General features: G+C 65.0%; 27 protein-coding genes and 1 riboswitch. Of the genes, 15 read left to right on the top strand and 12 right to left on the bottom strand.

Going from position 1 to position 26,959, the window contains the following annotated elements:
• The first annotated feature begins 116 nt into the window (after positions 1–116).
• Positions 117–1,652, top strand: a complete 1,536-nt coding sequence (locus tag AC3WN8_RS07595) for a M20/M25/M40 family metallo-hydrolase (RefSeq protein ID WP_492668793.1) — start codon at positions 117–119, stop codon at positions 1,650–1,652.
• Positions 1,653–1,797: 145 nt separating this feature from the next.
• On the opposite strand, the gene AC3WN8_RS07590 is transcribed toward AC3WN8_RS07595, so the two are convergent.
• From AC3WN8_RS07590 to AC3WN8_RS07580, 3 genes are all read right to left on the bottom strand, one after another.
• Complete coding sequence (locus AC3WN8_RS07590; RefSeq protein WP_492668792.1) at positions 1,798–2,307, bottom strand: SRPBCC family protein; 510 nt, start codon at positions 2,305–2,307, stop codon at positions 1,798–1,800.
• Positions 2,304–2,648, bottom strand: coding sequence for an ArsR/SmtB family transcription factor (locus AC3WN8_RS07585; protein ID WP_492668791.1), 345 nt, complete (start codon positions 2,646–2,648; stop codon positions 2,304–2,306). Before AC3WN8_RS07585 ends, AC3WN8_RS07590 begins: the two co-directional genes overlap by 4 nt.
• Before the next feature lie 101 nt (positions 2,649–2,749).
• Entirely contained in the window at positions 2,750–3,664 is a 915-nt protein-coding gene (locus AC3WN8_RS07580; RefSeq protein ID WP_492668790.1) for a LysR family transcriptional regulator, read from the bottom strand.
• 95 nt (positions 3,665–3,759) lie between these two features.
• Here AC3WN8_RS07580 and AC3WN8_RS07575 point away from each other — a divergent pair, with 95 nt between their 5' ends.
• Positions 3,760–4,623 carry an aldo/keto reductase family oxidoreductase gene (locus AC3WN8_RS07575; protein WP_492668789.1) on the top strand — a complete coding sequence of 288 codons (864 nt, stop codon included), beginning with the start codon at positions 3,760–3,762 and terminating at the stop codon, positions 4,621–4,623.
• A gap of 43 nt (positions 4,624–4,666) precedes the next feature.
• Here the strand turns inward: AC3WN8_RS07575 and AC3WN8_RS07570 are convergent, their stop codons facing one another.
• Both AC3WN8_RS07570 and AC3WN8_RS07565 read right to left on the bottom strand, forming a co-directional pair.
• Positions 4,667–5,914, bottom strand: coding sequence for an SLC13 family permease (locus tag AC3WN8_RS07570; protein WP_492668788.1), 1,248 nt, complete (start codon positions 5,912–5,914; stop codon positions 4,667–4,669).
• Between the two features lie 158 nt (positions 5,915–6,072).
• Positions 6,073–6,846 (bottom strand): alpha/beta hydrolase, encoded by a 774-nt coding sequence (locus AC3WN8_RS07565; RefSeq protein WP_492668787.1) that lies wholly within the window; start codon positions 6,844–6,846, stop codon positions 6,073–6,075.
• 141 nt (positions 6,847–6,987) lie between these two features.
• Between AC3WN8_RS07565 and AC3WN8_RS07560 the strand changes: the two genes are divergently transcribed.
• On the top strand, positions 6,988–7,431 hold the full coding sequence (locus AC3WN8_RS07560) for a MarR family winged helix-turn-helix transcriptional regulator (RefSeq protein WP_492668786.1): 444 nt from the start codon (positions 6,988–6,990) through the stop codon (positions 7,429–7,431).
• 118 nt (positions 7,432–7,549) lie between these two features.
• Positions 7,550–8,194, top strand: coding sequence for a hypothetical protein (locus AC3WN8_RS07555; RefSeq protein ID WP_492668785.1), 645 nt, complete (start codon positions 7,550–7,552; stop codon positions 8,192–8,194).
• A gap of 109 nt (positions 8,195–8,303) precedes the next feature.
• Here the strand turns inward: AC3WN8_RS07555 and AC3WN8_RS07550 are convergent, their stop codons facing one another.
• The 3 genes from AC3WN8_RS07550 to AC3WN8_RS07540 form a co-directional block, all read right to left on the bottom strand.
• Entirely contained in the window at positions 8,304–10,631 is a 2,328-nt protein-coding gene (locus AC3WN8_RS07550) for a TonB-dependent receptor (protein ID WP_492668784.1), read from the bottom strand.
• 79 nt (positions 10,632–10,710) lie between these two features.
• Positions 10,711–11,685, bottom strand: a complete 975-nt coding sequence (locus AC3WN8_RS07545) for a FecR family protein (RefSeq protein ID WP_492668783.1) — start codon at positions 11,683–11,685, stop codon at positions 10,711–10,713.
• Positions 11,682–12,161, bottom strand: a complete 480-nt coding sequence (locus AC3WN8_RS07540; protein ID WP_492668782.1) for an RNA polymerase sigma factor — start codon at positions 12,159–12,161, stop codon at positions 11,682–11,684. Before AC3WN8_RS07540 ends, AC3WN8_RS07545 begins: the two co-directional genes overlap by 4 nt.
• A 327-nt stretch (positions 12,162–12,488) precedes the next feature.
• Here AC3WN8_RS07540 and AC3WN8_RS07535 point away from each other — a divergent pair, with 327 nt between their 5' ends.
• On the top strand, positions 12,489–12,887 hold the full coding sequence (locus AC3WN8_RS07535) for a hypothetical protein (RefSeq protein ID WP_492668781.1): 399 nt from the start codon (positions 12,489–12,491) through the stop codon (positions 12,885–12,887).
• 1 nt (position 12,888) lies between these two features.
• Positions 12,889–13,611, top strand: a complete 723-nt coding sequence (locus AC3WN8_RS07530; protein WP_492668780.1) for a TorF family putative porin — start codon at positions 12,889–12,891, stop codon at positions 13,609–13,611.
• Between the two features lie 102 nt (positions 13,612–13,713).
• Here AC3WN8_RS07530 and AC3WN8_RS07525 read toward each other — a convergent pair whose 3' ends face one another.
• Positions 13,714–14,391, bottom strand: coding sequence for a hypothetical protein (locus AC3WN8_RS07525; protein ID WP_492668779.1), 678 nt, complete (start codon positions 14,389–14,391; stop codon positions 13,714–13,716).
• Positions 14,392–14,558: 167 nt separating this feature from the next.
• Positions 14,559–14,776: riboswitch (cobalamin riboswitch) on the top strand.
• Between the two features lie 117 nt (positions 14,777–14,893).
• Between AC3WN8_RS07525 and metE the strand changes: the two genes are divergently transcribed.
• Together metE and AC3WN8_RS07515 are read left to right on the top strand one after the other, a co-directional pair.
• The gene (metE, locus tag AC3WN8_RS07520) at positions 14,894–17,200 is read left to right on the top strand and encodes a 5-methyltetrahydropteroyltriglutamate--homocysteine S-methyltransferase (protein WP_492668778.1); all 2,307 of its coding nucleotides are present in this window, start codon (positions 14,894–14,896) and stop codon (positions 17,198–17,200) included.
• Positions 17,190–17,579, top strand: a complete 390-nt coding sequence (locus tag AC3WN8_RS07515; RefSeq protein WP_492668777.1) for an acyl-CoA thioesterase — start codon at positions 17,190–17,192, stop codon at positions 17,577–17,579. The genes metE and AC3WN8_RS07515 overlap by 11 nt, the downstream gene beginning before the upstream one ends.
• 42 nt (positions 17,580–17,621) lie before the next feature.
• Here the strand turns inward: AC3WN8_RS07515 and AC3WN8_RS07510 are convergent, their stop codons facing one another.
• Positions 17,622–19,031, bottom strand: a complete 1,410-nt coding sequence (locus AC3WN8_RS07510) for an acyl-CoA thioesterase/bile acid-CoA:amino acid N-acyltransferase family protein (protein WP_492668776.1) — start codon at positions 19,029–19,031, stop codon at positions 17,622–17,624.
• A 139-nt stretch (positions 19,032–19,170) separates the two neighbouring features.
• Between AC3WN8_RS07510 and AC3WN8_RS07505 the strand changes: the two genes are divergently transcribed.
• From AC3WN8_RS07505 to AC3WN8_RS07495, 3 genes are all read left to right on the top strand, one after another.
• Complete coding sequence (locus AC3WN8_RS07505) at positions 19,171–19,560, top strand: BlaI/MecI/CopY family transcriptional regulator (RefSeq protein WP_492668775.1); 390 nt, start codon at positions 19,171–19,173, stop codon at positions 19,558–19,560.
• A complete protein-coding gene (locus AC3WN8_RS07500) occupies positions 19,557–20,993 on the top strand; it encodes a M56 family metallopeptidase (RefSeq protein WP_492668774.1) in 1,437 nt (478 codons plus the stop codon). The genes AC3WN8_RS07505 and AC3WN8_RS07500 overlap by 4 nt, the downstream gene beginning before the upstream one ends.
• Positions 20,994–21,178: 185 nt before the next feature.
• Positions 21,179–21,514, top strand: coding sequence for a UrcA family protein (locus tag AC3WN8_RS07495; RefSeq protein WP_492668773.1), 336 nt, complete (start codon positions 21,179–21,181; stop codon positions 21,512–21,514).
• Positions 21,515–21,529: 15 nt separating this feature from the next.
• Here the strand turns inward: AC3WN8_RS07495 and AC3WN8_RS07490 are convergent, their stop codons facing one another.
• Positions 21,530–22,429 carry an AraC family transcriptional regulator gene (locus tag AC3WN8_RS07490; protein ID WP_492668772.1) on the bottom strand — a complete coding sequence of 300 codons (900 nt, stop codon included), beginning with the start codon at positions 22,427–22,429 and terminating at the stop codon, positions 21,530–21,532.
• A 90-nt stretch (positions 22,430–22,519) separates the two neighbouring features.
• On the opposite strand from AC3WN8_RS07490, the gene AC3WN8_RS07485 reads away from it, so the two are divergent.
• Positions 22,520–23,344, top strand: coding sequence for an SDR family oxidoreductase (locus AC3WN8_RS07485; protein WP_492668771.1), 825 nt, complete (start codon positions 22,520–22,522; stop codon positions 23,342–23,344).
• A gap of 45 nt (positions 23,345–23,389) precedes the next feature.
• Here AC3WN8_RS07485 and AC3WN8_RS07480 read toward each other — a convergent pair whose 3' ends face one another.
• Positions 23,390–23,908, bottom strand: coding sequence for an RNA polymerase sigma factor (locus tag AC3WN8_RS07480; protein WP_492668770.1), 519 nt, complete (start codon positions 23,906–23,908; stop codon positions 23,390–23,392).
• A gap of 311 nt (positions 23,909–24,219) precedes the next feature.
• Here AC3WN8_RS07480 and AC3WN8_RS07475 point away from each other — a divergent pair, with 311 nt between their 5' ends.
• From AC3WN8_RS07475 to AC3WN8_RS07465, 3 genes are all read left to right on the top strand, one after another.
• Positions 24,220–25,407 (top strand): alpha/beta hydrolase, encoded by a 1,188-nt coding sequence (locus tag AC3WN8_RS07475; RefSeq protein ID WP_492668769.1) that lies wholly within the window; start codon positions 24,220–24,222, stop codon positions 25,405–25,407.
• A gap of 44 nt (positions 25,408–25,451) precedes the next feature.
• A complete protein-coding gene (locus tag AC3WN8_RS07470; RefSeq protein WP_492668768.1) occupies positions 25,452–26,132 on the top strand; it encodes a hypothetical protein in 681 nt (226 codons plus the stop codon).
• A gap of 132 nt (positions 26,133–26,264) precedes the next feature.
• Complete coding sequence (locus AC3WN8_RS07465; RefSeq protein WP_492668767.1) at positions 26,265–26,936, top strand: Fe2+-dependent dioxygenase; 672 nt, start codon at positions 26,265–26,267, stop codon at positions 26,934–26,936.
• Positions 26,937–26,959: the final 23 nt, after the last annotated feature.

Below are 26,959 nucleotides of genomic sequence, written 5' to 3'. Positions count from 1 at the left end.
TGAGATAGGAGTTAGGCGTAGAATTGCTTAGTCTGAGCCCCAGCTTTTGCGCGTTGCGTTCCGCGCCATAGCCATCAAAATCTCGTGCGTGAAACCGACGCATTGGGAAACGCAAAATGGACTTCCGCACCATCGACCGACCGAACCGCCGCGACATGATCCGCGCCGCCACCATGCTGGGCGCGGGGGCCGCCTTTGCGCAACCGTCGATGCTGTTTGCGCAGTCGGGGGCCATGGCCGATATCCGCAAGGCCGCGCAGGCCGGCAAGGACGCGTCGATCAAGCGGATCCGCGACTGGATCGCACTGCCCTCGATCGCGGCGGAGAACCGCAACATGCCCGAAGGGGCGGCCTATATGGCCGCGCTCGCCCGCGATGCGGGTTTCACCAATGTCGAGATCGTGCCGACCGACGGGCATCCGGGCGTGTTCGGTACGATCGATGTCGGTGCGCCGCGCACGCTTGGCCTCTATTTCATGTACGACGTCAAGCAATACGACCCCGCCGAATGGTCGTCGCCGCCGCTCGAGGGCAGGCTGACCGAACGCAAGGGGCTGGGCACGGTGATGATGGGGCGCGGCAGCGCGAACCATAAAGGACCGGAGGGCACTTTCCTCGCCGCGCTCCACGCGATCCGCGCCGCCGGGCGCAAGCTGCCGGTCAATCTCGTCCTGGTCTGCGAGGGAGAGGAGGAGGTCGGTTCGCCGCATTTCCGCCAGCTCGTCACCAAACCCAATGTGCTGGCCGCGCTCAAGACATGCGACGGCGTGTTCATGCCCACCTCGCTCCAGGATCTCGACGGCAATGCCGCGGTCGAGCTGGGCGCGAAGGGCATTGTCGAGCTGGAATTGGTCGCGAGCGGCGAGAAATGGGGCCGCGGCCCCAGGAAGGACGTGCATTCGAGCATGAAGGCCGCGGTCGATTCGCCCGCCTGGCGACTGGTCCAGGCGCTGCAGATCCTCGTCACGCCCGACGGCAACACGCCCGCGATCGAGGGCTGGTTCGAGAATGTCCGCAAGCTGACCGAGCGCGAGAAGGCGCTGATCCGCGACGCGGTGAAGACGACGAACGAAGCGCAGATGAAGGCCGATCTCGGCATCACCCACTGGATCGACGACCTGCCGCTCGACGAGGCGATGATCCGGCTGATGCAGGAACCGACGGTCAATATCGAGGGGCTGGTCGCGGGCTATACCGGCCCGGGCGGCAAGACCGTGCTGCCCGGCCGCGCGGTCGCCAAGCTCGACCTGCGCCTCGTCCCCAACCAGACGCGCGCCGAGGCGGTGAAGAAGCTGCGCGCGCATCTGGACAAGCACGGCTTCACCGATGTCGAGATGAACGTCAGCGGCGGCTATGATCCCACCGAGACCGATGAGAATAGCAGCCTCATCCGCGCCGAAGTGGCGACCTACAAGAAACTGGGCGTCAGGCCCAACCTCAATGTCCGCCTCGCCGGGAGCTGGCCGGGCGGTACTTTCACCCAGCCGCCGGTCTCGGTGCCGGTCGGCCGTTTCGGGCTCGGCACCGGGGGCAATGCCCATGCGCCCGACGAATATTTCCTGATCGATTCGACCAACCCCAAGGTCGCGGGCCTTGTCGACGCGACGATGGGTTATGCCGAATTCCTCTACACGCTGGCGGCGATCAAATAGCGAATGGCCGGAGCGCTGAACGATCGGGTCGAATCGTACAGCGCTCCGGATTTCGCCTGTTTTCCGGTATCTTCGAGGCGTCAGGTGAGTCCGCCTGACTGGAAAATGCGCTCATGCAATCCCGCCGTGACGAGGAAGCCGGCGGCTACGCGCCGCCCGTCTTGCCTTGTGCGGCCAGCAGGCCGTCGAGTTTGCGAAGCTGGCTCTCATGACCGGCACGGGCCCGCTCGGTCCAGATATCGTCGTGCATGGCATCGAAGGTGATGACGAGCTTCACGCCGTCCGCGGTCGGCCGCAACTCGACGATGGTCGCCACCTCATAGGCCGTCACGTCGGGCACGAAATCGACGAGTGTCGTGTATGCCAGCCGGGTGGGCGGCGAGACTTCGGTGTAGGTGACGCGGGCCTCGGTGGACAATGACATGCCTGCCTGTACCATGAACGCCACCTGTTGCGGCGCCGTCGCGGTCATCAGATAGACCAGTGCGCCGCCAGGCCGCAGATCGAGCGAGGTGACTATGACCTCGAACCCCTCCGGCCCCCACCAGGATTCGATCCCGGCCTTGGTCGTCCAGAGCGCCCATGCCTCCTCGACGGACGCTGCGTAGCTGCGTTCCATCGTGAACCGGGCCCGCGCGGCTGCCGTCGTCGTCATATGTCCTCCTTGGTATCGGTTTCCGCCGTGCGGTTTCGCTCGAGCGCCGCGCCGAACCGGTCGAGCCGCGCTTCCCAATGGCTGCGATACGCCGCAACCCAGGCGTCGAGCCGGTCGAACGCTTCCTTGCGCAGCGAATAGAGACGCTTTTGCGCGTCCGGGCGCATCTGCACGATGCCGGCGTCGGCCAGAATGCGCAGGTGCCGCGAAACGCCCGACTGGTTGATATCCATGTGCGCGACGATGTCGCCGACCGCGCATTCGCCGCATTTCATCATCTCGACGATGCGAAGCCGGGCCGGATCGGCCAATGCGTGAAACAGAGTAATTTGCGATTCCATGTATATACATATACATGTATATATGGCATATGTCAAGCCCCGCGCCGGTCGCGCTTCACGCAACCGGAATCAGGCGGCAATGCGGCTGGTCGCCGCCGGGTTCACCCGGCCTTGACCGGTCTTCCCGCCTTGATGAAATCGATAAAGGCGCGCAGCGGCACCGGCAGATAATGCCGGCCGGGATAATAGAGCATCGGCCCGGAAAAGCTCTGGCACCAGGGTTCGAGGATGGTTTCCAGCGCGCCGCTGTCGAGATGCGGTTTCAGCCAGTCCTCGAAAAGATGGATGATGCCCAGGCCCGCGACCGCGGCCTCGACGATCAGGTCGCAGGCCAGGCCGGGCTGGATCAGCAGCGGGCCGGGCGGGTCGACGCGCATGACCTCGCCATCGCGTTCGAATTCCCAGGTCGCCATCGCCCCGCCCGAAAAACGTCCGCGCATACAGGCGTGGCGGAGCAGGTCGCGCGGATGTTCGGGCCGGCCATGGGCGGCGAGATAGGATGGTGCGGCGGCGGTGACGATGCGCTGCGTGCGCGGGCCGATCGGCACCGCGATCATGTCCTGCTCCAGCCGCTCTTCGTAGCGGATGCCGGCGTCGCAGCCCGAGGCGAGGATATCGACGAAGCCGTCCTCCGCCGTCACTTCGAGCTGGATGTCGGGATAGGCGCGCAGGAACGGGATCACGATCGACGGCAGCACGGTCCGCGCGACATTGGCGGGCACGTTGAGCCGGAGCGTCCCCGCCGGGCGATCCCGGAAATTGTTGACCACATCGACCGCCGCCCGGATCTCGCTCAGCGCCGGTGCGAGGCGTTCGAACAGGCGTGCGCCGGCTTCGGTGGGGGCGACGCTGCGCGTCGTCCGGTTGAGCAGGCGGATCCCCAGCCTGGCTTCGAGGCGCCGTACCCCTTCGCTCAGGCCCGATGCCGAGCCCCCGGTCGTGCGCGCGGCTTCGCGAAATCCGCCCGCGCGGACGATCGTCACGAACATCGACAGGTCATCAAGTTCGGTCGCCATTGTTCGCTATTCCGTACAGCCCGTGCCGATTGTTACGACTTATCGTGCAAACGGGCGAGGTCCATATTGCGGTCATCCCATCAAGGAGATTTCCAATGACCGATCTCGACACGGCCGGCGCCTTCGCTCTCGGCGACCGCATGGTGAAGCGCCTGGGCTATGGCGCGATGCAACTCGCCGGTCCCGGCGTGTTCGGGCCACCCAGGGATCGCGATGCCGCGATCGCGGTGCTGAGAGCAGCGGTCGCGAGCGGCGTGAACCATATCGACACGAGCGATTATTACGGTCCGCATGTCGTCAACCGGCTGATCCGCGACGCGCTGCACCCTTATCCCGAAGCGCTGCAGCTGGTGACCAAGGTCGGCGCGGTGCGCGGTGCCGACGCATCATGGATTCCCGCGCTCGAACCCGCCGACCTGATCGCCGGCGTGCATGACAATCTCCGCAATCTCGGCATCGAGGCGCTCGACGTCGTCAATCTGCGGGTCGGCGGCCTGGAAGGGCCGGTAGAGGGGACGATCGCCCGGCAGTTCGAAGTGCTCGCCGACCTCCAGCGTCAGGGCTTGATCCGTCATCTCGGGCTGAGCAACGTCACCTCGGCGCAACTGGCGGAGGCGCGGGCGATCGCGCCGGTGGTCTGCATCCAGAATCACTATAATCTCGTCCATCGCGCCGACGATCCGATGGTCGACGAACTCGCCGCGCTGGGCATCGCCTATGTTCCGTTCTTTCCGCTCGGCGGCTTCTCTCCGATCCAGTCGGCGACGGTATCGGATGTGGCGGCCCGGCTCGATGCGACACCGATGAAAGTGGCGCTGGCGTGGCTGCTGCAAAGATCGCCCAATATATTGCTGATCCCGGGCACGTCTTCAGTGGCGCATCTGCACGAGAATCTGGCGGCGGCCGAGCTGGTGCTGCCCGGCGATGTGCTCGCCGAACTCGACGGGATCGGTGGGTGAGCTGGAGGGCGAACCTCCCACCCCATCAAACTTTGCTACAAGTTCAGGACGGCAGGATGAAGATCGCCCAGGCCAGCAATGGACCGATGAGCGTCACCACCACGCTGTACAGCAGCAACTGGCGGAACAGGGCATCGCGCCGGTCGGGATCCGCATTGGCGACGACGAGGGCGCCGTTGGTCGAGAAGGGCGAGGTGTCGACGATCGTCGTCGATATCGCGATGGCGATGACGGTGCCGATGGGATTCATGTCGCTGGCGGCCAGGAAGGGCAGGGCGAGCGGCACGACGATGCCGAGCAGCGCCGTGGACGAGGCGAAGGCCGAGACGACGCCGCCAAGATAGCAGAGCAGCAGACCGCCGATCAGCGGCATGCCGATCCCCGCGATCGCGTCGCCCGCAACGGTCACCGTGCCCAGCTTCTGCAGCAACGCGACATAGGTGACGACGCCGCAGATCAGCAGGACGGTGGACCAGGCGACACGGTCGACCGCCCCCTTTTGCGAGCGCGGGGCGGCGATGGCGAGCAGCGCGGCGGCGGCGATCGCCAGCACGCCGATATTGACGTCGAAGCCGATCGCGACGACCGCGGTCGCGGCCAGCACGAGCAGGGTAAGCAGCCGTTCGCGCCGCATGCCCTCTGCCGGATCGGCATCCGCCTGATCCTCGAACGGTTCGGGCGGATCGCGCAGCAGGCGATATCCGCCGAGCACGAGGAAGACCGCGATCGCGATGACGGTGTTGAATCCGAAGCTGGCGAAGAACAGGGCAGTGGGCGCGGGATCGATGCCCGCCTGCGCAACCACGCCATTGGTGATGCCGCCATAGATGGAGGTGGGGGAGAAGGCGCCCGCCTGGGCGCCGTGGATCGCCATCAATCCCATCATCAGCGGGCTGATGCGGTGGCGCGCGGCGAACCGCAGCGCGATCGGCGCGACGATGGCGACGGCGGCGGGGCCGAGTGCGCCGAAGGCAGTGAGCGCGGCGGCCGCGGCAAACACCACCCATGGCATCATCACCGCGCGTTCGCCGGTGAGGCGGGCGAGGCCGCGCACCATCCAGTCGATTGCTCCGTTGCGCTCGGCGATGGCGAACAGGAAAGTGATTCCGACCAATGTGACGAACAGGTCCGCGGGAAAGCCGGCCAGGACGTCCTTGGCGGACGTATCGGCCAGGACGCTTCCCACGGCGAAGGCCGCCGCCAGCGCCAACAGGCCCATATTGATCGGGCGTAGCGTGGCGATGGTGAAAACCATTGCCAGCACGCCGACCGAAATGACGTGAACCGACATCCCCATTTTTCCGCCCTTCATGATCCCCGGCCGACGTCGCTAAGAGGTATCCGTTCGCGCGGCTCCGGTCCAATTCCATGACGCGGCCCAGCCGTCGGTCGAAACGGAAGCGCCGGGCCTCGGAAGAGGCCCGGCGCCTGCGGGCGGGAGTGAAGGGGTTATTCGCCGGTCTTGCGCGCCGCAGCTTCGATGATCGCGGCGACGGCCGCGGGCTTCGAGACATAGATGGCATGGCTGCCCGCTACTTCGGTGACATGCGCGCCGGCGCGTGCCGCCATCTGGCGCTGCGCCGCGGGCGGGATCATCCGGTCTTCGCCGGCGACGAGATACCAGCTCGGCTTCACGCGCCAGGCCGGGCTGGTCACTGCGCCCGACAATGCCTCGACGCCCCATGGCACCTGCGAGTCCGCCATGAACTGGGCGACATCGGGGCGGACATCGGCCGCGAACGAAGCGGCGAACTTGGTGCTGTCGAGGAAGAGATAGCCATCCTTGGGCGGCAGGATCGGCGGCACTGGCGCGCCCGGCGCGGGATTGGCGATCAGCGACGCGACGGATTCGCCTTTGTCGGGCGCGAAAGCCGCGATGTAGACGATGCCGGCGACTTTCTCGTCTGTCCCTGCTTCGGAGACGACCACGCCGCCATAGCTGTGGCCGACCAGGATCACCTTGCCCTTGGCGGCGGCGATCGCGCGCTTCGTCACCGCGACATCGTCGGCAAGCGAGTTGGTCGGGTTCTGGACGATGGTGACGTCATAGCCGTCGGTCTTGAGGATCTTGTAGACATCCTGCCAGCCCGAGCCGTCGACGAAGCCGCCATGCACGAGCACGATCGATTTGACCGGGGCGTCGGCCTTGGCGGACGCGATGGCGGGAGCCGTGCCCAGAGCGAGCGAGGCAGCGGCGGCGAGGAGCAGTTTGGACTTGGTCATGGTGATATCCCTTCTTGCTTACTGCGATAATCCTTATCGCGATATGTATTAGATAGATCCGCATATTCCCTCTTGTCCAGAAGAAAATTATCGCGATATATATTGGCGCAATAAGGGATTGATTTGAAAGCGAGGTTTTTTGTGTCCGGACCCACCAGCGAGCCTCTGCCGCTCGACGCGCAGCTCTGCTTTTCGCTCTATTCGACGACGATCGCGATCAACCGGCTCTACAAGCCGATGCTCGATTCGCTGGGCGTGACCTATCCGCAATATCTGGTGCTGAGCACTTTGTGGGAGGGGGACGGCCAGACGATCACCGCCATTGCCGACCGGCTCGCGCTCGAACCGAGCACGATCACGCCGTTGATGAAACGGCTGGAGGCAGCCGGCTTCGTTTCGCGTCAGCGCAATCCGCACGACGAGCGCCAGGTTCAGGTGTTCCTGACCGCCAGGGGCAAGGCGCTGCGCCAGGAGACGTCGTGCCTCACCGGCACATTGCTCGAAAGCTCGAAGCTCAGCGTCCCTGAAATGATCGCACTGAATGATCAGGTCCGCGCACTTCGCGACGCCTTGACCGATCGATAGGGGCGGGCCGGCCTATCGCGCATATGCGTCGGCGACGGGCCGCTGGCTGTAGGGCACAGATGCTGTCGGGGCTCGTGCCCTTCTGCTAATCACGACCGGCATGGAGGGAGAGCGCTGGATGCGGCTGTCGATGATCATTGCGTTGATAATAGCCGGGCCGGCCGTCGCCGCACCGCCGACGGAGCGCGGCGCGCGGATCAGCGATACGATCCTCAACGAGACGATCGAACTGGGCGAGGAGATCGAAAGCCGGGGCGATGGCGACCTGAATGGTGATGGTCGCATCGATACCGCTTATGCCGTGGGTAGCACCGATGCGCGCGCCGTGCATGTGCTGCTGAGCGCGCATGGCGGGCCGACGCCCTATCGGCCAGCAGGTGTGCTCAGGCTCGACACCGCCGCGCTGGGGGCCGCGAAACTCTCGATCGCGAAAGGCGTGCTCAAGGTGGAGGATCTGTCGGGCGGCACCACTGCGATCGCTGCGACCTATCGTTTCCGCGCCGAACCCGGCGGCGCGAAAATGCGGCTGATCGGGCTCGATGCGACGCTCTACAGCCGGACCTTCGCGCATGACGGGTTCGAGATGAGCTGGAACCTGCTCACCGGCGATATCGTCACGCGCGAATTGCGGCTGAGCGCGGGTGGAGGCGATCCGCGCTATGATCGGCTGTTCGAGCAGCGTTTCAAGCGGCCGAGCAAGCCGGTCCATATGGAGGACACGCCCGACCCCGAGATGGTCATGGTCGATATCCGGAAGAAATAGAGCATCGTGCGGAAAAGTGGGAACCGGTTTTCCGCGTAAAACGATGCGAGCACAAACAGCTAGCGCAGGCTGCGCGATTTAGGTTTCGCGCAGCCTGCGCTAGCGACGATCAGAAGCTGGCCTTGACCTTGGCGCCGATCACGCGCGGCCTGGGCCGGGTTCCGAAACCCAGCGCTTCCAGCGGATCCTGTCGGCCATTTTCGCCCAGCAGGTTCTCGCCGAACAGCTCGACGCCCCAGCGGCCATGTTCCAGCCCGATCCGCGCGTTCAGCATGTTGAGCGTGTTGGTGCGGAAGGCGACGATGTCGAGGCTGCGATCGGTGACGGTGCCGGGTCCGATCTGATTGTAATCGACCCTGGCGAAGCCCGGTGTTTCGGCGGCCCAGTGGAATCGGTATTCGGCCGAGGCGGACAGCGAATAATCGGGGATATAGTCGAGCCGGTCGCCGGTGATGTTCGATGTCGATGCGGGCAGCACCGAGACCAGTTCGGTGTCGGTGACGTTGCCGCTGAATTGCAGCGTCAGATTCTTCACCGGATCGACCGAGAACAGCCAGTCGACGCCGTAGATCTCCGCGTTGCCCGCATTCATCAGCCCGCCGAACACGCCATCGCCCAGCACGAACGCCTGATAGCCCTTATATTTGCTGTAGAAGCCGGTGACTTCCCAACGAAAGCCGTCGAGCGCCCCCTTGGTGCCGGCCTCGTACGACCAGACATTCTCGGGATCGAAGGTCCGGTTCGCACCATTGCCCTGAAAGCCGCCGCTGCGGAAACCCTTGGCGACATTGGCATAGAGGGTGACGTTGTCGGCCAGATCGTAGGAGGCGTAGAAGCGCGGATTGACCGACTCGAAGGTGCCGGCCTGATCGGGCGCCGCCGTCCGGGAGCGCTTCCGGCTGTCGTGGAAATAGCGCAGCCCGGTGCCGAGATGGAAACGATCGGTGACCGAAAAGGATATGTCGCCGAACACCGAGACGGTTTCGGACTTGTCGCTCGACGCGAGCGAATCCACGCCCAGAAACTCGCCTTCGGAATAGAGATCGAGCACTTGCAGCCGGTCGATCGTCTCGTCGGTGTAGAAGGCGCCGACAACCCAGTTCAACCGGCGCTTGCCCGACGAGCTGAGCCGCACTTCCTGCGCGAAGGACTTGCTGTCGAGCGTATCGCGATTGAAGGTTTCGAGGCCGGGCAGCTTCAACGCCACGCCGGCGCTGTATTTGTGCGCGTCGACATGGCTGGTCGAGCTCATCAGCTCCACCCCGCCGAAATCATAGGTCGCGGTGAGATTGTAGATCTCGTAATTGTCGACGAAATCTTCCCTGGCCAGCGGATCGCCATTGGGGAAATCGACGTCATAATGCTTGTCCGCACCCACCGTCAGGCCGTCGCCCTTGTTGCGATGGAGAACGACGGTGCCGACGATGTCGAGCCCGTCGGCGGGTTTCCACAGACCCTTGATCCGGACGTTGCGGATCAGCTGATCGTTGATGTCCTTGCGCCCGGCCGCCGGCTGATCGACCCAGCCGCCGATATTGGCGAGCTTGCCCGAGACGCGGAAACCGAGAACGTCGTCGATGACCGGCACGTTCACGAATCCGCTGAACCGTTCGCTGAAATCGCCATGCTCGGTCGCATAGGCGGACAGGCTTGCCTCACCCGAGACGGTGTTCAGATCGGGGCGGCGCGTGATGAAGCGCACGGTGCCGCCGGCCGATCCCTGACCGTACAAGGTGCCCTGCGGCCCGCGCAGAACCTCCACCCGCTCCAGATCGACGAGCTGGAGATCGGGTTGGCCGAGCGAAGCGCCGGTCACCGGGATTTCGTCGAGATAGACACCGACCAGCGACGCGATGCCGTTGGGATTGGCAACGCCGCGCAGGAAGAGCTGGTTCTGGCCCGGCCCCGATTCGATGACGACCAGCCCCGGCACGCTCCGTGAAAGATCGAGCAGCGACACCGCGCCGCGCCGGTCGAGCTCCGTCTGCGAAACGGCGGTGATGCTCATCGGTACGTCGACGAGCCGTTGTTCGCGGCGTGCTGCGGTGACGACGATATCGCCGGGAACGGCTTCATCCCCCGCATCGTCGCCATTCGCCGACGGTGCTTCCGTCACTGCCGATATTCGGGTCTGGCTCCGCACGATGGCGATGGCGCCCGAACTGTCGGTCCGCGCGCTGAAGCCGCTCCTGGCGAGAATGGCGTCGAGCGCGGCATCGGGCGTGGAGACGCCGCGATAGCCGGGCGAGCGGGCGCTGCGGACGTCGTCGGCCTTGTAGATGATCGGCCGGCCGGCCTGGCGGCCATAGGCGTCGAGCGCGGCCTTGAGGCTTCCCGCCGGAATGTTGAACTGGCGCTGCTGGGCCTGGGCCGGTGTCGCCAGTGCCGCGATGCAGATGCCCGATGCCAGCAATGCGGTCGTGCCGTTGATCCTCATATCTGTCCCCCTGTGTGCGGTCGCGTCCGTGCATGTCCGTCAGGAAGGGAGACAAGATGGCGTCGCAAAACTGTAATGATCAGTCCGATATTTTTATCGCGTCGGCCGTTTCGACGACCTTCACGCCATAGGCGTCGCGCAACAGCCGCGCGAAGACATCGGGCTTGGAGGCCGGAAACACGCCGCCGATCCGGATGCTGCCGGCTTCGGCGTCGGTGACGACCAGCGGCTTGCGATTGTAGCGGTTGAACTCGGCCGCGACATCCGAAAGGCTGGTCTGGTCGAAGCTCAGCATGCCCGTCCGCCACGCGAGTGCGCTTTCCACGCGCGCTTCGGATCGCGCGGTGACGAGCGTGGCATCGCCCTGCGCCAAGGCGATGTCGCCGCGCGAGATGATCGCGGACCGCATGTCGCGACCGGCGTCGATTTCATCGACACGCACGCGCCCCTCCAGCACCGACACCGTCACCTTGTCGTCATCGCGGCGGACCGAGAATTTGGTGCCGAGCACGGTGATCTGGCGATCGCCGGCATGGACGATGAAGGGGCGCCCTTCGAGATGCGCGACTTCGAAATAGGCCTCGCCCTTGTCGAGCCACACTTCGCGCGTCCGCTCGGTCACTGCGGTGCGGACCACCGACGCCGTGTTGAGCTGGACGCGGCTGCCATCGGCAAGGCCGACCAGCTTTCGTCCGCCGACCGGCGTGTCATAGGCGATGGCCGCGATCTCGGGCGCGCTCTCGGCGCCGTCGCGCGTGAACATGTAACCGGCGCCGACCATTGCCGCGATCGAGGCCGCGATCGCGGTGGGCAGCCACCAGCGGCGGGGAGGATGGTCCGGCAATTCACTGGCCTCGTCCGTGCCGCGGCCGAGCGCGCCAATCCGGTCGGCTTCGCGCCAGCCATGTTTGAGCCGCCAATAGGCTGCGCGGTTTCCGTCGGCCTCGGCCAGCCAGGCGTCGAGTTCGGCCTGGTCGGCGTCCGACCAGGGGCCGTCTTCGCGCGCGATGATGAATGCCGCCGCACGATCCTCGGCCTGTTGCGCGCGGCTCATGTCTTGCCGCCTTTTTCCTGGCGGCGGCCGAATTTCGGCCGGATGATCTTGCCGGTGCCGCCGAGCATATAGTCGGCCAGCGCCCTCATACCCATCATCACCTGATGATTGACCGCATCCTTGCCGATGCCGAGCCGGTCGGCGGTCTCCTGCACGTTCAGCCCGTCGATCTTCCGCAACTGCACGATCTCGCGAACGCGCGGGCTGAGCCGCTCCAGCCCTTCCTGAACCCGGCGCAGCGCTTCGCGGGCACTCAGATGCCGCTCGGCCTCGAACAGGTCCGCCTCGCGGTCGATCGTCTCGAGGTCGGCGACAAGATCGAACGACACGATGCGCGCACGCTTGGCGCGGTTGATCAGGTGATTGCGCGCGATCGTGAAAAGATATTGGCGCGTGTTCGACGGCAAGCCGCCGCGACCGCCGGAAATCGCCAGTTCGTACACGTCATGCCTCAGGTCGATCACGTCGTCCGCCACCCTCCAGTTCCGCCGGATGAAGTGCGTCAAGGACCGTTCGAGAGGGAGCACCTCTCGGCAGAACCAATCCTCAAGGGCTTCATCGTCGACCATATGTCCGGCCGGGTCTCTCCCTGCATATGCAGCCATGTCGTGGGTTCAAGACAATCCACCGATCCCGAACTGTAACGCCGATCGCATATTTTTTTCGAGACCGGCGCTGCGGGCCTGTCCCGTGCATCCGGTTTAGCATTTGTCATCGGCCAGCAAAGAAGCAGCAATGTGGAAATTCTATCCGCCGCAGCCTGACCCGGTGCGACAGCCGGGCATCCAGCAGGATATGATATCATGAGCATTGCCCTGATCATCGCGGCGGCGGTCGCCGCGACCCACAGCGTTCAACTGGACCATGCCGGTGCGGCGATGGCGGCGCATTACAGCGCGCGCACCGAGATCGAGACGCGGACGATCGGTACGCATACGCCCAATCGGGTCGATGGCCGGCGGTGCCAGTGGATGGCAACGGTGATCGTCGAACGGCGCCTGGGTCAGGCCCCGGCGTCGGCGCGTACGCTTTCGACCGACCGGCGGATTTCGGGCAGTGAAGCCGGCGCCTGCACCCCGATGTCGGAGGCGACCGCGCGGCAGGTGGCGGGCCGCGCCGACGCGATCCGGGCGCATTTGCTTGCGGTCGCGGAGCGTGACCGGGCACCGCTGCTGGCCGAGCTGGACGCGGTCAACAATTAGGATGAAGTGGCGTGCAGCGGCGATCCTGGCGTGCAGCGCGTGGCTGGGCGTCGCCGCGCCGGCCTTTGCGCAGACCGAGGATGGCCCGTCATTGTCGCTCGAGGCGGCAAGCGACGAGCGTCGGCGCGGATTGAGCTGGAGCGACGGCGAACCGGTCGTGCGGGCGACGCTGTCGGTGCCGGTGGCCGGCGCTGTTTCCCTCGACGCCACGGCCGTCACGCTTTGGGGCAGCGATCGTCATCGCGGGGCCGACGCGGTTGTGGATGTGCAGGCGCGTTATACGCGGCAGCTGGGCGGATGGCGGCTGTCGGCGGACGCGACCTGGCATCTGTTCCCCGGTGCCGCGAACCAGGGCTATGCCGAGCTGGGGGCTGCCGCCGGGTTCCTGCTGGGCCCCGCGAGCATCGATGTTTTCACGCGCTATGCACCCGGCCAGGCCGCTATCGGCGGAGACAATCTCTATATCGGGACGGCGGTGGCGGTGGCGGTGCCGGGAACGCCATTGACGGTGTCGGGGCATGTCGGGCGATCGTCGGGCAAGGTCGATGACGGGCTTCGCGCCGCGCGGCTACGCCCCGACGGGCGATATTGGGATCATGGCGTGGCGATCGATTATCGCCGGGGCCGGTGGTCGGCCGCCTTGCGCTATGTCGACAGTTCCTTGCGCGATGGTGTCGGGCAGGGCGGAGCGACGGTGATCGGCAGCGTCGGTGTGACGTTTTAGAGTGATTTCGAGGCAGGTGGCATCATCTGCCGGCTCGGAAATCACGGTCGATAACGGAAAGTCCGAGTCAGATGCGGATATCGGGGGCTCGATGAGCGATACTCACCGTACCCCGACATAAGGCGATCTCTTTTCCCACAGATAGGCCGGCAGACTCCCCAGGGTCTGACGATAGACCGCCCTGCTGATCTGGAAGCGGAGATCCTTGCGGTTCAGGCTCAACCGCCGCCCCTGATACAGGCAGGATGGAAGCGCCGCGACGAACGAGTCCAGAATCTGCGCCTCTTTGCTCGAATCCTGGTCCGCGCGGATCAATCGGTCGCCAGCTTGCGGATCATGTGCGACGAGGCATTCTCCGGCCGCAGCGCCGGCGGACCAATTTTCGGTCTTCAGTGCGATCGCCTGGTCGAAAGAGGCTTGTTCCTCGGGCGCGAGCGGCCGTGCCGGCTGGGCCCGTCGTGCCATGTGCCGCACATAAAGTGCTTCGGCGATATGCGCGCCCAGGCGCAATTGCTGATCCGATCCCATTTGAGCCCCGGATTGTTCGAAGCATTGCGGGCTTGATCGCGCCAGATCCGCGAACGCGGCCTTTTCATCGTCGCTGCCCGGAATGGATTGCGCCAGACGTGCGCTCGCGGCTTGATCCTTGGAGATCAGGCAGCGGGACATTGCCGGTGTCGCGCCGACCGTTCTGGCCGGGGGCGGAGCGGAAAGCCGATCGCTCCGCGAAATGGCGGCGCCCGCATCGATCATGAAGGGCAGGGCGACAAGGAGGAGCATGCACAGAACCTGCCAGCGAAAGCGGAGATCGGCAAGCGGAGTCGTACGAATGCGAACTCCGCAATATCGCCGGATCGGGGCGCCGATGCAGGTGAAGCGCTCTCGCCAGTTAATATGACTGATATAAAGAATTCTTTATATATTGATTGACACGGTTTCGGGCGGCGCTATTCTGAGCCTGTCGAGGTTCTCCGCGTCGTGCTTGCGTCGCGGAGCTAAGACGGGAAGCCGGTGACGTCCCTTGGGATCAGTCCGGCGCTGCCCCCGCAACTGTGAGCGGTGAGTGGCGGTCCAATTCGTGTCACTGATCCGGCAAGGGATTGGGAAGGCCGGACCGCCATGTCGACCCGCGAGCCAGGAGACCTGCCTCGTCAGATAACGTCCTCCGGCGGGGTGCCCGGTCAGGCCGCATGCATGGCTGCGCCCGGACTTGTCCATCGGGCGCGGAGCCCCATGCGCGCGTGTCCGGCCATGCCCTTGCCCCAAGCAAGGTTTGAAGACGATGACCGCAACCGTTGCCACTCTCGGTTTCCCGCGTATCGGCCCCCGGCGCGAGCTGAAATTCGCGCTCGAAAGCTATTGGGCGGGCAAGAGCGATGCTGCCGCGCTCGGGACGGCGGCGCAGGGGCTGCGCGCCGCCGCCTGGGCGCGGCAGAAAGCGATCGGCGCCGATATCCTGCCGTCGGGCGATTTCTCGCTTTACGATCATGTGCTCGACACCAGTGCGATGCTGGGCGCGGTGCCGGCGCGCTATGGCTGGACGGGCGGGGCGGTCGGCCTCGACGTCTATTTCGCGATGGCGCGCGGCGCGCAGACTGCCGGGCATGCGGGCTGCGTGCACGCGCTCGATAGCACCGCGCAGGAAATGACCAAATGGTTCGACACCAACTATCATTATATGGTGCCCGAACTTCATGCGGGGCAGCGCTTCGCATTGTCGTCGACCCGGATCCTCGATGCGTTCGCCGAGGCCAGGGCGCTCGGTTACAGGACCCGCCCGGTGCTGTTGGGTCCCGTCACTTTCCTGACATTGGCGAAAGGCCGCGACGTCGCACCCTTGTCGCTGCTCGATGCGGTGCTGCCGGTCTATGAGGATGTGCTGTGGAAGCTGCACGAAATGGGCGCCGACTGGGTGCAGATCGACGAGCCCTGCCTGGTGCTCGACCTCGATGACGCACAGCGCACGGCATTGCGGGCGGCCTATGCACGGCTCGCGACCAAGGGACCGAAGCTGATGCTCGCCACCTATTTCGGCGCGCTCGGCGACAATCTGCCGCTGGCCGCCGAGTTGCCGGTGCACGGGCTGCATGTCGACCTGGTGCGTGCGCCCGAACAGCTCGATGACGTGCTCGCGGCGGTGCGGCCCAATTTGCTGCTGTCGCTTGGGCTGGTCGACGGGCGCAATGTCTGGCGTGCCGATCTCGAAGCGCTGCTCGACCGGATCGAGCCCGTTGCCGCCGTGCGCGACGTCGTGCTCGCGCCCTCCTGCTCGTTGCTGCACACCCCGGTCGATCTTGCGCTCGAAACCGCGCTCGACGACGAGGTGAAGCAATGGCTGGCCTTTGCGGTCCAGAAGATCCGCGAACTCGCGCTGCTGGCGAAGGCGCTGAACGAGGGGCGGGACAGCGTCGCCGTCGAACTCGCGGACTCGCGCGATGCGGTGCGATCGCGCAAGGCGTCTCCGCTCATCCATGATCCGGCGGTGTCGCGCCGCGTCGCCGCCGTCGATATCGCGATGACGCAGCGCGGTTCGCCCTTTGCGGCGCGCAAGGAAACGCAGCAGGCGCGACTGGGGCTGCCCGCCTTTCCGACGACGACGATCGGATCCTTCCCGCAGACCGCCGAGGTCCGCAAGGCGCGCGCGGCCCATATCCGCGGCGAGATCGACGATGCCGCTTATGACCGCTTCCTGCGGATCGAGACCAGGGCCGCGATCAAGTGGCAGGAGGAGATCGGCCTCGACGTGCTCGTCCATGGCGAGTTCGAACGCAACGACATGGTCCAATATTTCGGCGAGCAGCTTTCGGGTTTCGCCTTCACGCGCAGCGCCTGGGTGCAAAGCTATGGTTCGCGCTGCGTGCGGCCGCCGATCCTTTATGGCGACGTGTCGCGGCCCAGGGCGATGACCGTCGACTGGTGGCGCTATGCGCAGGGCCAGACCGACCGGCCGATGAAGGGCATGCTGACCGGCCCCGTCACGATCCTCAACTGGTCCTTCGTGCGCGACGACCAGCCGCGCGCCGAAAGTTGCCGGCAGATCGCGCTGGCGATCCGCGACGAGGTGATCGATCTCGAAGCGGCCGGCGCGAAGGTGATCCAGATCGACGAGGCGGCGCTGCGCGAAGGGCTGCCGATCCGCCGGGCGGACTGGCCGGCCTATCTCGACTGGGCGGTCGAATGTTTCCGCCTGGCGGCCTCGGGCGTGCGCGACGAGACCCAGATCCACACGCATATGTGCTATTCGGAGTTCAACGACATCCTGCCCGCGATCGGCGCGATGGATGCCGATGTGATCTCGATCGAGACGGCGCGTTCGCAAATGGAGCTGCTCGATGCGTTCGCCCACTATGCCTATCCCAACGATATCGGGCCGGGCGTCTACGACATCCATGCGCCGCGCATCCCGGCCGAGGCCGAGATGACGGCATTGCTGGCGCAGGCGGGCAAGCGACTGCCGGCAGGGCAGCTCTGGGTGAATCCCGATTGCGGGCTCAAGACCCGCAAATGGGAGGAAGTGCGGCCCGCGCTGATCGCGATGGTCGGCGCGGCACAGCGCATGCGCGTGCGCGGGGCCTACCATGCCGGGTGAGGCATTGCCGCAGGAGGCGCCAGCGGTCCGCGTGACCGCGCTGCCGGCCAACACCAATGTCTATGGCGACATATTCGGCGGCTGGCTGATGAGCCAGATGGATCTGGCCGCATCCTCGGTCGCCTCGCGCCATGCCGGCGGCCGCGCGGTGACGATCGCGGTGGAGGGCATGGCCTTTCACCGGCCGGTGTTCGTCGGTGACGAAGTCTCGGTGTTCGCGCGGCTCGTCAAGGTCGGCCGCACCTCGATGCATGTCGAGGTCGAAGCCTGGGCGCGCGATCGCCATTCGGACGATGCCAACAAGGTGACCCAGGCGGTTTTCGCTTTTGTCGCGGTCGGCCAGGACCGGCGACCGCGACCGGTGAAACCCATGGCATAGCTGTGTTCGAATAAGGTTGGACGGCGAAACGGCCTGCCATTCTTATCTGACCGGCTGCTCTGGCCGAAGCTGTTGGGCGAGAAAGCTTAGCAGCTTCGGCCAGACGACTGCCTGTGCTTCGGCATCCAGCCGGGGGTTTCCGCCTTGCAATCGACCAGTGGGACGGTGAAATGCGGTTGTCGGGCCCCAGCCGGTGCCGAGTATCTGATGCCCGGTGGAAAGCATCTCCACTTGAACAGGGTGCGCGTAGCGATAGTGCGCCAGCCGTGATTGGATTTGTTCCGCGGAATAGGCGGACGGCCACATGCCGTCGTCCTGTCCGGCAGCGATGAATATCGCCGCCTGGCTTTTCTCGATCGGAATCCTTGCCGCATCGATATCGTCGGCATGTTCGACCAATGACTCGAGATGAACCTCGGTCAGCCGGGAAACGCCTGACGCGGCACGGGCAAGGTTTCCCCGGTTTTCAGCCGGACGGCTCCAGCGCACGAATGGCACGGAGTTGCCTTCGAGCGTCCATGACGATCCCGCCGGTCCCGGACGATCGTCGGGTGGAATGCCTTCCCAGGCGACATGGCTGGGAGCGAAGGCGGCGATCGCCTTGATCCAGCCAAAGGTCGCACCGGCCAGCAGCGCGAACTCGGCCCCCTTGGACACGCCGACGATCGCAATGCGCGATGCATCGACGTCCGGACGCTTGGCGAGCCATCGGTGCGCAGCCTCGATGGTCTCGACCGGTATCAATTCGAGATTGGCGCGGAGGGCCAGAAGCTCGTCCTCGCCGCCGCGAAAATAGCCCAGACCCAGGACGGAATATCCATGCGATGCGATCAGCGGCGCGAGTTCGCGGGCCGTGAAGAGGCCACCCTCGGATCCACCGAGCAGGATCACGGCCGGCTGGCGAAGTTTGCTCGGGTTCCTGGCAAAGACGCCGACGACATCGGCGTCGCGGATTTCACGCAATGTCACGTCCGGCGCGGCCAGCCGGAGCATGACCGGCGCGCGCGCGACGATTTTTCCACTCACCTCCGCTTCCAGCATGACGCTCCCCAGGCGAAGATCTTCCAGGCCGGCCAGGTCGAGGGCGGCGGCGCGTTTTTGATAGGCTCCGTCGCGTCGCACCGGAACCATCGACCAGAACAGGCCTGCCGCGTCCGGCCTGTCATAGGATGAACCGACCATCGGCCGGCTCGTACGCAGATCGATTCGACCCCGGGAATCGGCAGTGAAGGTCGCCTGGCCGCGGTAAAGTTCATGCCCCTTGGGATATAGCGACCAGCTTCGCGACGCGTGCAGGGTCACTTGCTCGAACGGCGCCAGGCCCGAGACCGTGATCCGGACGGGTTCTCCTTCCAGGACTTCGGCCGGGCTCGCCTCGATCGCGGGTTCGGCAATGGCTGCCGAGTTCGCCGCGAGGAGGAGGAACAATGCAAATGCCGGAAAATATCGCATGTCTGCCGTCCTTTCCGCTGGCGTCGCCAATTCGATCGATCTCCGCTGCCGGCTGGCAATTTGCAGGTCATATAGGGGCTTGTCATCCTGCTACGTTTGTAACATGCTACATCTGTAGCAGGCTGAACAGGAAGCCCCCATGATCGAGTCTCTGCCGCGTCGCGAGCGCGAAGTATTCGAAGTCCTTTGCAAATTGGGAGAGGCGACCGCGTCGGCGGTCCGTGCGGCGCTGGCCGATCCGCCGAGCGACTCGGCGGTGCGGACGCTGCTCGGCCGCCTCGAAACCAAGGGCCTGATCAGCCATCACACGGTCAACCAGGCCTATGTCTACGCCCCGGCGCGGCAGACCGTCGCCATCGCCGAAACCGCGCTCGAACGGCTGGTGCAGACATTCTTCCAGGGCTCGGCCGCGCGGGCTGCGACCGCGTTGCTGGGTATGGAGCCGCGCCTCGACCAGGCGGAAATCGAGATGCTTCAGCGTGCGATCGATAGCGCGGTCGATCGGGCACGCGAGGAGGGTGAGCAATGATCGCGTTGCTGATCGATCTCGGTTGGAAATCGGCGATGATCGCCGGCCTGGCATTGCTCGCAAGCCATGCGTTGCGGAATCGCGCCGCGGTCGAGCGGGTGATGCTGTTGCGCGTGGCGGCGGCGGCATTGCTGATGCTGCCGATATTCGCGCTCGGGCTTCCCGCGCTTGAGGTCGGTATCCTGCCGGCACCCGGGGCCGCGCCGGCAGCCGCGCTCACAACGCCCACGGCCGTTCATGTCGTGGCCGGGCAGGCACAGGCGCCGGTCCATTGGCCGATGATCGTGACCGCGTTCTATGGCACAGGTGTCGTCCTTCTCCTGCTGCGTCTGATCGCCGGGTTGGCGACGCTGCGGCACTGGACCCGACGGGCGGTGCCTGCATCGAACCCGCGCTGGCTGGCGGCGGCCGCGCGCGCATCGGCGGCGCTGCGCCGTCCCGTTCACCTGCTGGTGTCGCCGCAGGTCGCGGCGCCGCTCAGCTGGGGCGTCGCGCCCGCCTGGGTCCTGATCGGACCTGCGACCCAGGATCGAGCCGAGCAGGCGGATGCCGTGATCGCGCATGAAATGGCGCATATCCGCCGCCTCGATTGGCCGGTGCTGATCCTGTCGCGGCTCGCGACCGCGATCTTCTGGTTCAATCCGCTGGTCTGGCTGGTCGATCGCGCGCTCGCCCGCCAGGCCGAACTGGCCGCCGACGAGGATGCCGTCAGGCATGTGGCGCAGGTGGATTATGCGCGGACATTGCTGACGGTCGCGACCTTGACGGCGCACCCCGCCGCCTGCGGCATGGCCGCGCCGAAATCCATGCTTGCACGGCGTATCGGCCGGGTGCTGGAAGATGCGCCGCGACCGCCCGTCAGCCGGCTGCTCTGCTCCGCGCTGCTGATCTGCGGACCCGGCATGGCCGTGCCGCTCGCCGCGATGAAACTGGTGCGTGCGCCGTCCGCCGACGCCACGGCGCCGACAATCGGCGTGCGCCATGATCCGCTGCCGACGATCTCCGCCACGCGCATCGTGGATCGGCGGGAGGTGGTGAAGCCGCGGGCCGAGCCGCTCTCCGCCGTGGTGCCCGTTCCCGTGCCGGCATCGGCACATGCGCCGATGCCGGCGCCCGAGAGCGAGCCGTCGCCGCCGGCGGCCGTCGCGAGCCAGGCTGCGGTCGAGACTCCGGACGCCACTGTCGAGCGGCAGATCGCCGTGGGGAAGGGCCGGGCGATCGCTACCCAGGGCCGGCGCGAGCTTGCCAGGGGGCTGAGCGATTCGGCGAACGACATGCGCGCCGACGCGCGGGCGCTGGAGCGTGGCGCCAGCAAGGAAGCGCTGTCCCCGGCGGATCGTGAAGAGCGGCTGAGGTCGGCACGATCGCTACGCGTGCAGGCGGAACAGCTCGATCTGGAAGCCCGCCGGCTGGTGTTCGGACCCGAAGGATGACGAACGGTCCCTGCTGACGGGACGAACCCCGAGCATCCTCCAGCGGAACACAACGAAGAACCCAGAGCGCTGAACGCGTCGACCTGATCGTTCAATGCCCTGGCCGGCCAGACAAGCACATTTGGAAATTGAAGCGCGATTCCGCGCCACGGAGCCGGCTTGTCCGGCGATCAAGGAGGCTGACGATGTGGCTGATCAAATATGGTTTCGTTGCCCTGCTCGCGACTGGCGCGGTGCAAGCGTCCGGTGCGCCGTCCGAACCGATCGCGCGTGTCCGCTTCGTCGATCTGGCGCTTGAAAATGCGGCGGACCGGGCCGAGCTGCGGCGACGGGTCGCGGACGCCGCGCACGCATTCTGCCGGATTCATGGCGACGATGTGACGCCCTATGCGCTGCGGAGGGATTCTCTCTCCTGCCTCGACCGGCTGCGCGATTCGGTTGTCCGCGAAATGCCGCAGGACGTCTATCGCGCGTATAAGCGGGCCCTGCGCGAAGCCGATGTGCGGGGGAAGGGGCTTTGAGGAGTGATTGGAACGTCATCGGCAGGCGCGAGCGAAGCTGCCGGGCGCGCAGCCGATACGGCGACGGAAGGCCGTGCTGAAGGCGCTGGTGGATTCATAGCCGATATCCTCGGCCAGCCGATCGAGTGACGTACCGCCCCGGCTGAGCATGTGTTTCGCGAGCGCCATGCGCCAACGGGCGAGATATTCGATCGGCGCGCAGCCCACCGTTTCCATGAATCGCACCGCGAACGCCGATCGCGACAGGCAGGCAATCCGGGCGAGATCGGCGACGGTCCAGCGCGCGCGGACATCGCCATGGATTGCACGCATCGCCTTCGCCACGGCGGGATCGCGCATGCCGGCGAGCAACCCCGTCTGATGTGGCGCCGCGCCGATCGTTTCGTGCCGCAATGCTTCGATCAGCATCACTTCGAGCAGGCGCTGCAGGATCGTATCGCCGCCAGGCTGATCTTCGACGCATTCGTCGATGATGAGGTCGATGATGCGGCGCAAGCGCGCCGTATCGCTTTCGGTCGAGCGGACATGGATCATGTCGGGCAGAAGCGCCGCCAGCAAGGGCGCATTGACCCGCTCGATCTGAAAGCTGCCGCCGAGCATCCGGAAATCAGGGGCGCCGTCCGGATCGCCATGGCGCACCGTGCTTGCCGATGGCGTGCCGGGAATGCAGGCAATGCCCGGCCGGCTCGTCATCTCGAACGCCGGGGTGGCGGGTAGCAGCACGAAATCGCCCCGGTCGAGCTGTGCCGGCGGTTTGCCGTCGAGCGCAAGCCAGCAGCCGCCTTCGAGAACGAGCGCAAAGCCCGGCAGATCATAGGCGGCATAACGAACGCCCCAATCGCCGCGGCCGCTGATCGGCTTCGACAAGGCGGTGTGCGGACGCAGGATATCGATGACGGCGCTGAGCGGGTCCATTCTGGACGATCCATAATGAATTCTGGATCAGAGATTATAGATCGTCTGGCGCTTTCGTCTATCCCCGGCCTCATCAATTTGGAGGCAGGCATGAACAAGACCATATTCATCACCGGTACGTCGTCGGGCTATGGCAGGGCGATCGCCATGTTCTTCCTGGAGCGCGGCTGGAATGTCGTTGCGACGATGCGCCGGCCGGATCCGGGCGTTTTTCCGGGCGCGTCCGATCGTCTGAAGGTCGTTCCGATGGACGTCACCGATACGGACAGCATTGGCAACGCGATTGCGGAGGGCGTCGCGCATTTCGGTGCGATCGACGTGCTGGTGAACAATGCGGGGATCGGCCTGGCGTCGGTGGTCGAAGCGACGCCCGATGCCGTGATCCGCGAAATCTTTGAAACCAACAGCTTCGGCGTCTTCGCCACCTGCCGTGCGATCATTCCGCAGATGCGGCGGCAGGGGCATGGCGTGATCGTCAATGTGACGTCGAGCGCGGCCATCGGGCCGATGCCGCTCGTCGCCGTCTACACCGCGAGCAAGTCCGCGGTCGAAGGCTATACCGAGTCGCTGGCCTATGAACTGCATCGCTTCGGCATCAGGGCGCGGCTGGTCGAGCCCGGCTATGCGCCGACGACGAACTTCACCGCCAATGGCGGTCCGCGCATGCAGGGGCTGATCCCGCCCGACTATGATGAATTCGCACAGGCGTGTTTCCAGAAGATGGCCGATTATCCGACACCCTATTGCACCGAGGCCGAGGTCGCGGAGGCGGTCTTCACCGCCGCGACCGACGACGGGCGGGCGATCCGCTACCCCGCGGGGCCCGACAGCCGGATGCTTGCCGAACTGCGCTGGTCGACGTCGGAGGATCGCTACCTGGCCCGAATGCGCGAAATGTTCGAGCCGTCTGCCTAGGGTCTGATCCAGGTGGGTGGTGTTTCGACTCAAATGGGTCAGACTCTAGGATTGCAGCTCGCGCATCCGAGAGGCGCAGTGCTTTTTCGCCCGGCTGATATTCTTTTCGACGGTGCTGATGCAGACCCCCTGCATCTTTGCGATCTCGTGATTGAGAAACCCTTCCGCACGGCTTTGCCAGAAGATGCGCGAGCAGAGTTCGGACATGCCGCCCAATGCCGCGAAGATGCCCGAAATCTCGTTGCGCATGATCAGCAGGTCTTCGGGGGAAGGGGCATCGACCGCCAGGTCGAACTCGTCGTCGATGTTCCGCGTGGTCTGGTTTGAGATCTTGCCGCTTGCCGAACGGCTGTGATCGATCAGCAGGTTGCGCGCCATGCGGACGACATAATGGCCGACATTCGAAATCTGCTCGCTGTCGTCGACGCCGTGGAGCCTGAGAAAGACCTCCTGCGTGATGTCCTCGGCGGTCTCGCGACAGCCGGTTCTGGCGTGGATGTACGACCTGACCCGCGCCGAATGATCACTGAATGCCGTATCGACCCACCCATGCTGCGCGGACATCGTCTTCTCCCCTTCCGATAGAGTTTTCTCCAACCGGCGGATCGCTGCGCGACAGGCGTATCAGCGACCAACGAGAAAAGTCTGACATATAGTCACCAATTTTTCAAATCAAATTGTTGAAGATTAACTATCTGAAAATCAACAAATTAATTAAACGAGTTCAAAATTTCCGACGAGAGAGGCCGCGACTCCGAGCCTCCAATCGGGGCGAGTCTCGCCTGGTGAAAATGGGCCGTCCGGTATTTCCGGATATGCTTCGTCTAGCCTCCAGATCGGCCAGTTCATTAACTCCGTCGAGAGAGGCACAGACAGTGGTTCAGCGGATGATCGTGCGTGGCATTGCCGCATTGGGGTTTATCGGAGCGTCGCTCACTTTATCGACATATGCGCTCGCGGAGCCGGCGCCGCCGCCCACGCCGGCGGAGGCCGAACGGCTGGAACTCTACAAGAAACCGAATGAATGGTTCGAGCAGCGGCTGCAGAATCCGCCCGAGATGATCGATGGCCAGAAGCTGCATCCCAAGATCCAATATTATCAGGAGCAGCGCGGCCGCAAGGACGAGGCGATCTCGGCGATGAATGCGTGGTGGGATCAGTTCCAAATTCCCCAGCAGCGCCATGACGCCCGGCGCGCGGTCGACCGCACCTGGACCTATCGGACCAAGATCACCGAGCCGATGGCGAAAGTGGAGGATCGCAAGATCCGCGGCCCCGCCGGCGAGCTCAACATCCGTATCTACACACCCAAGACCGATCGGCGCGGGCCACTGCCGGTGCTCGTCTATTATCATGGCGGCGGCTGGATCATGGGCAGCCTGGAGGCCGCCGATCGCGCGACGCGGCTGATCGCCAATGAAGGCGATGTGATCGTCGTTTCGGCGGATTACCGCATGTCGCCCGAAGTGAAGCTGCCCGAGCCGCAAAAAGATGCGCAGGCGGTGTTCCAATGGACCCAGGCCAATGCCGGCAGCTTCGGCGGAGATCCGAGCCGCGTCGGTGTCGGTGGCGACAGTGCCGGCGGACAGATGGCGATGGTGACATCGCTCAAGCAATGGGAGGACGGCAAGATCGTGCCTGCCTATCAGCTGCTCTATTACCCGGTGACCGACCTGAACTACAGCTACAGCTCGTTCGGCAAATTCTCCAAAGGCTACGGCCTCGACAAGCATTTCGCCGACAAGATGCTCGAACTCGCGTTGGCGCAGGGCGCGGACCTGAACAATCCGCATCTGTCGCCGATCCGCGCCAGGGATCTGTCGGGCATGCCGCCGACGATCATCGCCACCGCCGGCTATGACATATTGCGCGATCAGGGACGGGCGCTGGCCGATCGGCTGAAAGCCGAAGGCGTGCCGGTGATCTACAGGAATTACGGATCGCTGACCCACGGCTTCATGCAGCATTCGGGCACGATCGACGACGCGGAAACCGCCTGTGTCGAAACCGCGAAGCTCATCGGAACCGGCCTGCGCGGCCACTATCGCGGCGTCTGGTACTGAACCGTGCCGCAATCCTCGCAGAGAGATACATAAGGGAGGCTGGAATGCGTACGATGACGAAGATCTGGTATGGTATCGGCGCTTGCGCGGTGATGAGCGGGGCGGCTTCGGCCGAGACTGCCGGTCCGCCGGCCGCGGCGACGATCGCCGCCACCGCGATGCAGGCTTTGGGCGGTGCACCGGGGGAGACAGGTAACGAGGCCGGCGCAGAGACCGGTACCGACGATTTCCCCGGCGGCTTCGACCGCGCGCTCGAAAAGGTGCTGGCCGGCGAAGGCGGTGAGGGTGGCCGCGGCTTCTCCAAGATGCTGCCCAGCGTCACCTCGCCCGCGCTTCACGCCTTTCAGGTGCGCAAGGCGCTGACCGGCAACACGCTTTATGCCAGCGGCGGCAGTGCGCTTCATTATGACAAGTCGGGCACGCTGTCCGGCTGGATGGGAAGCTGGGCAGTGATCTCGCCCGGCGCCTGTCCCTCGGGCGTCAAGCTCGGTGAAGACCATTTCAATGGCTCCAAGGGGTGCTACAAGCTGACCAAATATCCGGCCAGCGGAAGCTGGGCGATGCAGGGGGACCAGATCTGCCGGTCGATCACCGCGAACGGCAAGACCGACAAGACATGCAGCTATGTCGCGCTGCTGCTCGACAGCTTCGCGCTGTTCGACGGCGAGAAGGGCACGATGAGCGGCAAGGGTTACAAGCTGCTCGCCGGCAAGCAGGTGGGGTGACCAGCGCGCCCGAGCGCTGAATTCCGCGATGTTCGGTCGGGTGGCTGCATTCGACCGGACATCGCCTTGAACACCGCAGTCGTGACCGTGAAATGACTTCACGATCATGGTGCGGCACCAAATGAGCGCGTCATGATCCTTTGCATTGCCGACACACTGACGTCCGACGAACTCACCGATATCCGCAAGATGCTGGCGCGCGAATCCTTTTCGCCCGGCGAAAAGACCGCGGGCTGGGCCGCGCGTGAGGTGAAGCGCAATCTTCAGCTCGAGGCAAGCAAGCCGGTTCGCGACCGGTTGCAGACGGTGATCGCCGATGCGCTGGCGCGCAGCGAACTGTTCACGCTCGCTGCCGGGCCGAAGACGATCAGCCCGATATTGTTCAGCCGCTACGAGACCGGCATGGGATATGGCGATCATGTCGACAATGCGGTGATGTCGGGCAAGCCGTCGATCCGCTCCGACCTGTCCTTCACCATCTTCCTCGGCGATCCCGAAGAGTATGACGGCGGCGAATTGTCGATCGAGGACATGCAGGGCACGCAGAGTTTCAAACTGTCGGCGGGGGCGATGCTGCTTTATCCATCGACCAGCCTGCACCGCGTGGAAACCGTCACGCGGGGCGTGCGATCGGTCGCGGTCGGCTGGGTACAATCGCTGATCCGTAGCGCCGAGCATCGCCAGATGCTGTTCGATCTCGAGACGGTGCGCCGCGAAATGTTCCTGCGCGAGGGCAAGACCGCATCGTTCGACACGCTGTCGAAGACGGTGTCCAATCTGTGGCGGCTATGGGTCGACCTCTGACCATGGCGCGATCGCTGCGCGAT

The organism is Sphingobium sp. FW305-3-2-15-F-TSA7, assembly GCF_058787155.1.
This window is presented reverse-complemented; position numbering and strand designations above follow the sequence as displayed.